General features: G+C 34.2%; 6 protein-coding genes and 3 pseudogenes. 8 read left to right on the top strand and 1 reads right to left on the bottom strand.

Translation table 11 applies throughout. From position 1 onward, the window contains the following. Window positions 1–75 precede the first annotated feature (75 nt). From U880_RS0100045 to U880_RS09560, 3 genes are all read left to right on the top strand, one after another. Window positions 76–1,098 (top strand): variable large family protein, encoded by a 1,023-nt coding sequence (locus U880_RS0100045; RefSeq protein ID WP_038358451.1) that lies wholly within the window; start codon window positions 76–78, stop codon window positions 1,096–1,098. 466 nt (window positions 1,099–1,564) lie between these two features. Continuing rightward, the gene (locus U880_RS11965; protein WP_326942967.1) at window positions 1,565–1,735 is read left to right on the top strand and encodes a hypothetical protein; all 171 of its coding nucleotides are present in this window, start codon (window positions 1,565–1,567) and stop codon (window positions 1,733–1,735) included. Continuing rightward, complete coding sequence (locus U880_RS09560; protein WP_326942966.1) at window positions 1,728–2,177, top strand: Vsp/OspC family lipoprotein; 450 nt, start codon at window positions 1,728–1,730, stop codon at window positions 2,175–2,177. The genes U880_RS11965 and U880_RS09560 overlap by 8 nt, the downstream gene beginning before the upstream one ends. A 119-nt stretch (window positions 2,178–2,296) precedes the next feature. On the opposite strand, the gene U880_RS0100030 is transcribed toward U880_RS09560, so the two are convergent. Further along, window positions 2,297–2,590, bottom strand: coding sequence for a variable large family protein (locus tag U880_RS0100030; protein WP_161626498.1), 294 nt, complete (start codon window positions 2,588–2,590; stop codon window positions 2,297–2,299). A gap of 239 nt (window positions 2,591–2,829) precedes the next feature. Between U880_RS0100030 and U880_RS12030 the strand changes: the two are divergent. From U880_RS12030 to U880_RS0100005, 5 genes and pseudogenes are all read left to right on the top strand, one after another. Next, a pseudogene (locus U880_RS12030) lies at window positions 2,830–2,928 on the top strand (variable large family protein); the annotation flags it as partial. A 251-nt stretch (window positions 2,929–3,179) separates the two neighbouring features. Continuing rightward, window positions 3,180–4,196 (top strand): variable large family protein, encoded by a 1,017-nt coding sequence (locus U880_RS0100020; protein WP_051373829.1) that lies wholly within the window; start codon window positions 3,180–3,182, stop codon window positions 4,194–4,196. Between the two features lie 269 nt (window positions 4,197–4,465). Beyond that, window positions 4,466–4,762 (top strand): Vsp/OspC family lipoprotein, encoded by a 297-nt coding sequence (locus tag U880_RS11990; RefSeq protein WP_152520350.1) that lies wholly within the window; start codon window positions 4,466–4,468, stop codon window positions 4,760–4,762. Next, window positions 4,752–5,216 (top strand): annotated as a pseudogene (locus tag U880_RS09550) (variable large family protein); the annotation flags it as partial. The gene U880_RS11990 and the pseudogene U880_RS09550, both read left to right, overlap by 11 nt. 293 nt (window positions 5,217–5,509) lie before the next feature. Then, a pseudogene (locus tag U880_RS0100005) lies at window positions 5,510–5,827 on the top strand (variable large family protein); the annotation flags it as partial. Between the last annotated feature and the right edge of the window lie 268 nt (window positions 5,828–6,095).

Here is a 6,095-nt window from a genome sequence, read left to right as displayed (position 1 = left end):
AGAGAGAAGGGAAGAGAGAAGGGAAGAGAGAAGGGAAGTAAAAGAGGATTAAAGGGGATAAGAATAAGAGAAGTAATGATGGTGATGATGGTGGTGATGGGATGTAATAGTGGGGGAGTAAAGGAAGGAGAAGGAGAGAGTTCTCAGAGTAAATTTTTAAAGTCTATTATTGGTTTAAGGAATGAATTTTTGAATGTTTTTACTTCTTTTGGGGATATGGTTGGAGGAATATTAGGGTTTAATGCTGTTAAGTCGGATGATAAGAGAAGTAAAGTGGGTGAACATTTTAAGAGTATAGGAGATGGATTAAAGAGTACTAAGGATAAATTGGATGCTTTAGCTAAAGATATATCTTCTACTGCATATGCTGATATTACAGCGGTTGAGACTGTTATTAAAGGTACTAGTGGAATTATTGCAAAATTAGTAACTTCTGTAACTAAGCTTGCTGGGGTTGTTGGTGATACTGATATAGGTGATAATGCTGCTGCTGCCGTGGCTGCTGAGGAGGCTGGGGTTAAGACTGTTATTGATGAGATTAAGATTATAGTTGAGACTGCTATTAATTCTGGAGTAAATATTGGAGAAGGGATTGCTGGTGGTGAAGTGGCTGCTGGTGCTAATACTGATGCACCTGCTGTTCTTACTGCCAATGCTGCAGTTGGTGCTGGTGCTGCTTCAAAACTAGCAGGTGAGGTATCAAAAGCAGATCCATGGGCAATGGTTGATAAGATTCATAATGCTAAGGTTGTTGAGCTTACTCAAGATAATAATAATGAGGCTGGTGCGTTAGCTACTAAAATTGGTGCTAATAACTATGGGGCAAAAACCAATGCAGATTTGGCAGCAGCAGTAGCTCTTAAGGCAATGACTAAGAGTGGTAAATTTAGTGCTGCTGCTAATGAAGCCGGAGCAGTGAAAGCATCAGCAGTAAGTGCAGTAAATAAGGTATTAGGTATATTGGATGTAATAATTAAGAAAACAGTAGAAAGTAACTTAGATAAAATAAGAGAAGCAGTCAAGGGAATAAAATACTCTGAGACTAGTGGAGTTAACTCTACTAAATCTGATACTACTCAAGCTACAACCGCTAAATAAATTAGTAATTTGAGTAATAAAAGATAAAATAAATCGTTAAGGACAACACTTCTCTTTATTTAGGGAAGTTGTTTTCTTTTTTTTCGATGTATTTCATTTGTGTTTTAATTAAAAATATTAAGTTTATTGTGTGGTTATTGTTTATGCGAGATAATATGTTAAAAAAATAAGCTTTAATGTTTAATAAACGTGGAACAAAGATACACCAATGTCTATGATGATAGACATATATTATAAATAAAAAAATTTGATGATCAATTTTGTATTTTAAGATTGGTAATAGATGTTAATAAAATTAATGTTCAGTTTTGATATAAATATTTTATGAATTTTCGTTTATCTGATTTTGTTTTTTGTGTTTGACTAAGCTTAAAAGGATGGAAGGAATAAAAAGAAGAAAAGAGATATTAAGGAATAAGAGAGGAATAAAAGAAGGAGAGAGAGAAGAATAGTAAAGGGAATAATATTGGGGATGATGATGATGGTAGTGATGGGATGTAATAGTGGGGGAGTAGGAAAGGAAGTAGACGAGGGGAAAGCAAGGAAGGGAGATGGGAGTGTAATTGATTTAAAGGTAGTAAGTAAAAAGATAAGAGATGCGGTGGAGTTTGCGGGGGAAAGTAAAGGAAGTGCATAAATTAGTTAAGTCAGTTGATGAGCTGGCTAAAGCTATAGGGAAAAAAATTCAGGAGAACACCGATACTTTAGGTACTGATGGAGCTCATAATGGATCTTTAGTTGCAGGAGCGTTTCAAATGGTATTAACTATAAAGACTAAATTAGAAACGTTGGCAGCATTAGATGGAATTTCTAGTGATCTGAAAACAAAAGTTGATGATACTAAGGGTAAAGCTGAATCGTTTATATCTAAAGTGAAAACAAAACACTCTGATCTTGGTAAAGAGGGTGTTACTGATGATCATGCAAAAGAAGCAATAGATTACAAAACTAAGGCTAATGGAGATAAAGGAGCTAAGGAATTGGGGGAACTTAATACATTAATTGATACATTATTAAGTTTTGCTAATAAAGCAGTAGAGGCTTCGATTGCAGAGCTTGTAATCAAACCTACTACTTAAAGAAGTTAAATTATATATTATATAAATACCAAGATATTCAAGTGGGATAATAACTTTAAGAAAACAAATAAAGTTATAAAGTAAAGATATTGGGAGTTAAGCTCTTGGTATCTTTTATTTTATAGTGTATTATAATATTTTTTAACATTAGCATTATTACCAGCAATAGTTTTTAACATATCAGTGTCATTTAATACCTCTATAGGTGTATCTGCTGTTGCTACGTGTTTATTTTCAGTACTGCCGCCAGCATTCAGTTGTACCATCAAACAACTTATTAATATTCTTTTTTCATATTCAACAGGGTTAGTTTTAGCTGTTTGTTCATTTCCTTGTGTTATAACCAAGTCAAATATTCCTCTAATTCCTTTAATAAGTACATTTACACTTGTAGAGTTAACATTACAATAGATTTTCGATTTATATCAATTTTATTCATTTTTATTGGGATTTTTCTGTTGAAGTACTATTCATAGGTATAAAATCTTAGAACTAGATCTGATAAAAAGATAAGTAGTAAAGAGAGAAAGAGGAGGGAAAAAGGAAATGAGAATGAAAATAAAAAATGGAGGGAAGAGAGGGGGTGATAGAGAAGATGAGAGGAATTAGGCGATTTATGATAATAAGTATAGTGCTGGTGATGATGGTATGTGGACAACAAGGAGAAGTAGTGGAGAGTGTTGAGAATAGGTTTTTGAAGTCATTGGTGGTATTGAGTAATGAATTTTTGGATGTTTTTACTTTTTTTGGGGGGGATTTTTATATAGAAGATATTTTTTTGAATTGTTATTTGTCTATTCATTGATTATGTATTTGATGTTGTTTTTTGTGTGTTTCCTTAAGAGCAAAGCTAGAAAATAATAATAAAAAACAAGGAGGCGAAGGAAAGGAATGAAAGAGAAGAAAGGAATAGGAAATATAGAAGAGTGTATAAGCGAGTATAGAGAGAAGGGAAGAGAGAAGGGAAGAGAGAAGGGAAGTAAAAGAATAGTAAAAGGAATAATGGTGATGGTAGTGATGGTGGTGATGGGATGTAATAGTGGGGGAGTAAAAGATCCAGAGAAAGTATTTTTGAGTGAGATGGTAAATTTAGGGAAAGGATTTATGGAAGTATTTGTGAGTTTTGGGGATATGATTACAGGGACGTTGGGGATAAAGGCAGAAACAAAGAAAAGTGAGATTGGGGCATATTTTACTAAGATTGAGAATACAATGAAAGTAGTGAAAGGTAAATTAAGTAAGATTTTGGAAGAGAATGGGAAATATGAGAAAGTGAGAGAGAAGGTAGGGGAATTTATTGGGGAGATAGATAAAGTAAAAGTTGGAGCAAATAAGGCTGCTTTGGGAGCTAATGATGATGCAGTTATTGGTGAAGTTGTAAAATCTGCTGTTGCTGGAGTTAATAGTCCTAATGCAGAAAGTGTAAAGAATTTGGTTGAGGGAATAAAGGAAATAGTTGATTTGGTTGTAACAGAAGGAAATGGACAAGCAGATAAAACTAAGCCTGTTGATGAGGATAAGAAGGGTATTGGTAGGTTATTTGGGGCTCAGACTGCTGATGATAAAGGAGCAGAAGAGAAACATACAGCAGCAGCAAATGCATCAATAGGAGCAGTAAGTGGAGCTGATATATTAAAAGCGATTGCTGGAGCTAATGTTGATGCTGGCAAAGATGGCAAAGTGAGTGATGCTAAAGATGCGGTTGCTTTGGCTTTAGCTAAAGGTACTGCTACTGAGAATGAAGAGAAGCTTGGTGATGCTATTAAAAAAGATTCTATTATAGCAGCGGGGATAGCATTGAGAGCAATGGCAAAAGATGGTAAATTTATTGTGAAGGATATTGGTGACAATAAAACAGAAGCTGAATCTGCAAAGGGAGCAGCAGCAAATGCAGTGAATAAGGTATTGAGTACATTGATAATAGCCGTAAGGAATAGAGTGGATGAGGGATTAAAGGAGATTAATAAGGTGTTAGGAGAGATTAAACAAGGAGAAATTTCTGAAGTTAAGTCTAATTAATAGGTGAATTAATAATATATTGAATATAGATAAAATTATTAGATAAGAACGTTGGCAAAGGGAGCAATGAAGCTCTCTTTTTTTATTTGTGGTATTGTATATGTTATATAATGTATATGTTATATAAATCGTATTTTTTGCTTCCTTTAAAGATAAGCTAGAATGAGCTAGAAAAAAAATAAATAAGGAGGCGAAGAAAATGAATGTAGAGGAAATAGTAGGGAAAAGAGAAGGGAGATAAGATAGAGGAGAAGAGAAAGAGAGGAGAGATGATGAGAGGGAAGAGAATGAAAAGAGTTGTGGGAGTAATGAGGATGATGATGATGGTGATGATGGTAGTGATGGGATGTAATAGTGGGGGAGTAGGAAAGGAAGTAGACGAGGGGAAAGCAAGGAAGGGAGATGGAAATGTAATTGATTTAGCAAAAGTAAGTACAAAAATAAAAGAGACTGTTGTCTTTGCAGAGAGTATTAAACAAATAGAAGGTCTAGTTAATTCAGTGGCTGAGCTTACTAAAGCTATTGGTAAGAAGATAGTTGCTGCTGGTGCTACTGGATGGAGCTAAGGTATTAGCTATAGATAAACCAGGAGCAGCAGTAGGAGAAAAAGCAGAATTAATAGTAGCAGCAGTAAGTGGTGAAGAAATTCTAGCATCAATAATTAAGTCAGGAAAAGATGATGCAGCATTAACACAAGCTGCAAAGTCAGAGACAACTGCGATGAATTTTGCAAAAGGAGGTTCAAAAGATCACTTAGCAAATGATGCTACTCCAAAAGCAGCAGCAGTATCGGGAGGGATAGCTCTACGTTCGTTAGTGAGAGATGGTAAGTTAGCTGCACATAGTGGTGGTAACGATAGTAAAGCAGTACAATCAGCAGGAGTAACTTCAGTAAATAAATTGTTAGGCGCAGTAGAAGATATAATTAAGAAGACAGTTAAGAAGGTGCTTGAAAAGGTAAAAGGAGAAATAGATAAAGCAAGAGGTTCAAAAGAACCAGTTTCAGAATCAAGTAAGTGAGATAGTAAGTTGATAAGATAAATAGTAAATTTAGATTATTTACGAATGAGATTAGGAGGCAAACTTAGAGATATATCTCTGGGTTGCTTCTTTTTGTTTGTTTTTTCTTTGTTTGTTTTTTCAATGAAGAGTGAAAAATTAATAGTAAGTAAAAATAAAAAAGGGAAGAGATAATAAGAGATGATCTTATTTTCAGTCATATGATGTAATAATGTGTAATAATGTAATAGCGGAGCTAGAGAAGAATGAGTTTTTGAGTGAGATGGGTAAATTTAGGTAAAGGATTTTTAAATGCAAAGAATGCAGCAGAAATTGCGGCTGCTAAGAAGGCAGAACAAAAAGAACTTGGAGCTTCAGTTCGAAAAGATGCAGTAATAGCAGGAGGGATAGCGTTAAGAGGGATGGCAAAGAATGGTAAATTTGTTGTTAAGACAGGTGAAGATAAATCGGCTTTTGCTATTAATGGAGTAGTGGCAAGTGCAGTTAATAAAGTGTTGAGTACATTGACAGTAGCAATCAGGAATGCAGTGGATTTGGGATTGAAAGAGATTAATAAGGTATTGGGAGAGATTAAGCAAGGAGAAGGTTCTGAAAATAAAGTTAGTGAGTGAGTTATTATATATTGAATATAGTTAAAATTATTAGATAAGAATGCTGATAAAGAGAACAGTAATAAGGCTCTCTTTTTTTATTTTCTGTATTGATGTGTGTTGTATGAATGTTGTTCATATAAATCATTTTTTTTCTTTTAATCCTTAAAAGCAAAGCTAAAAATAATAATAAAAAACAAGGAGGCGAAGGAAAGGAATGAAAGAGAAGAAAGGAATAGGAAATATAGAAGAGTGTATAAGCGAGTATAGAGAGAAGGGAAGAGAGAAG

This window comes from Borrelia hispanica CRI, from assembly GCF_000500065.1.
GTDB lineage: Bacteria > Spirochaetota > Spirochaetia > Borreliales > Borreliaceae > Borrelia > Borrelia hispanica.
This window is presented reverse-complemented; position numbering and strand designations above follow the sequence as displayed.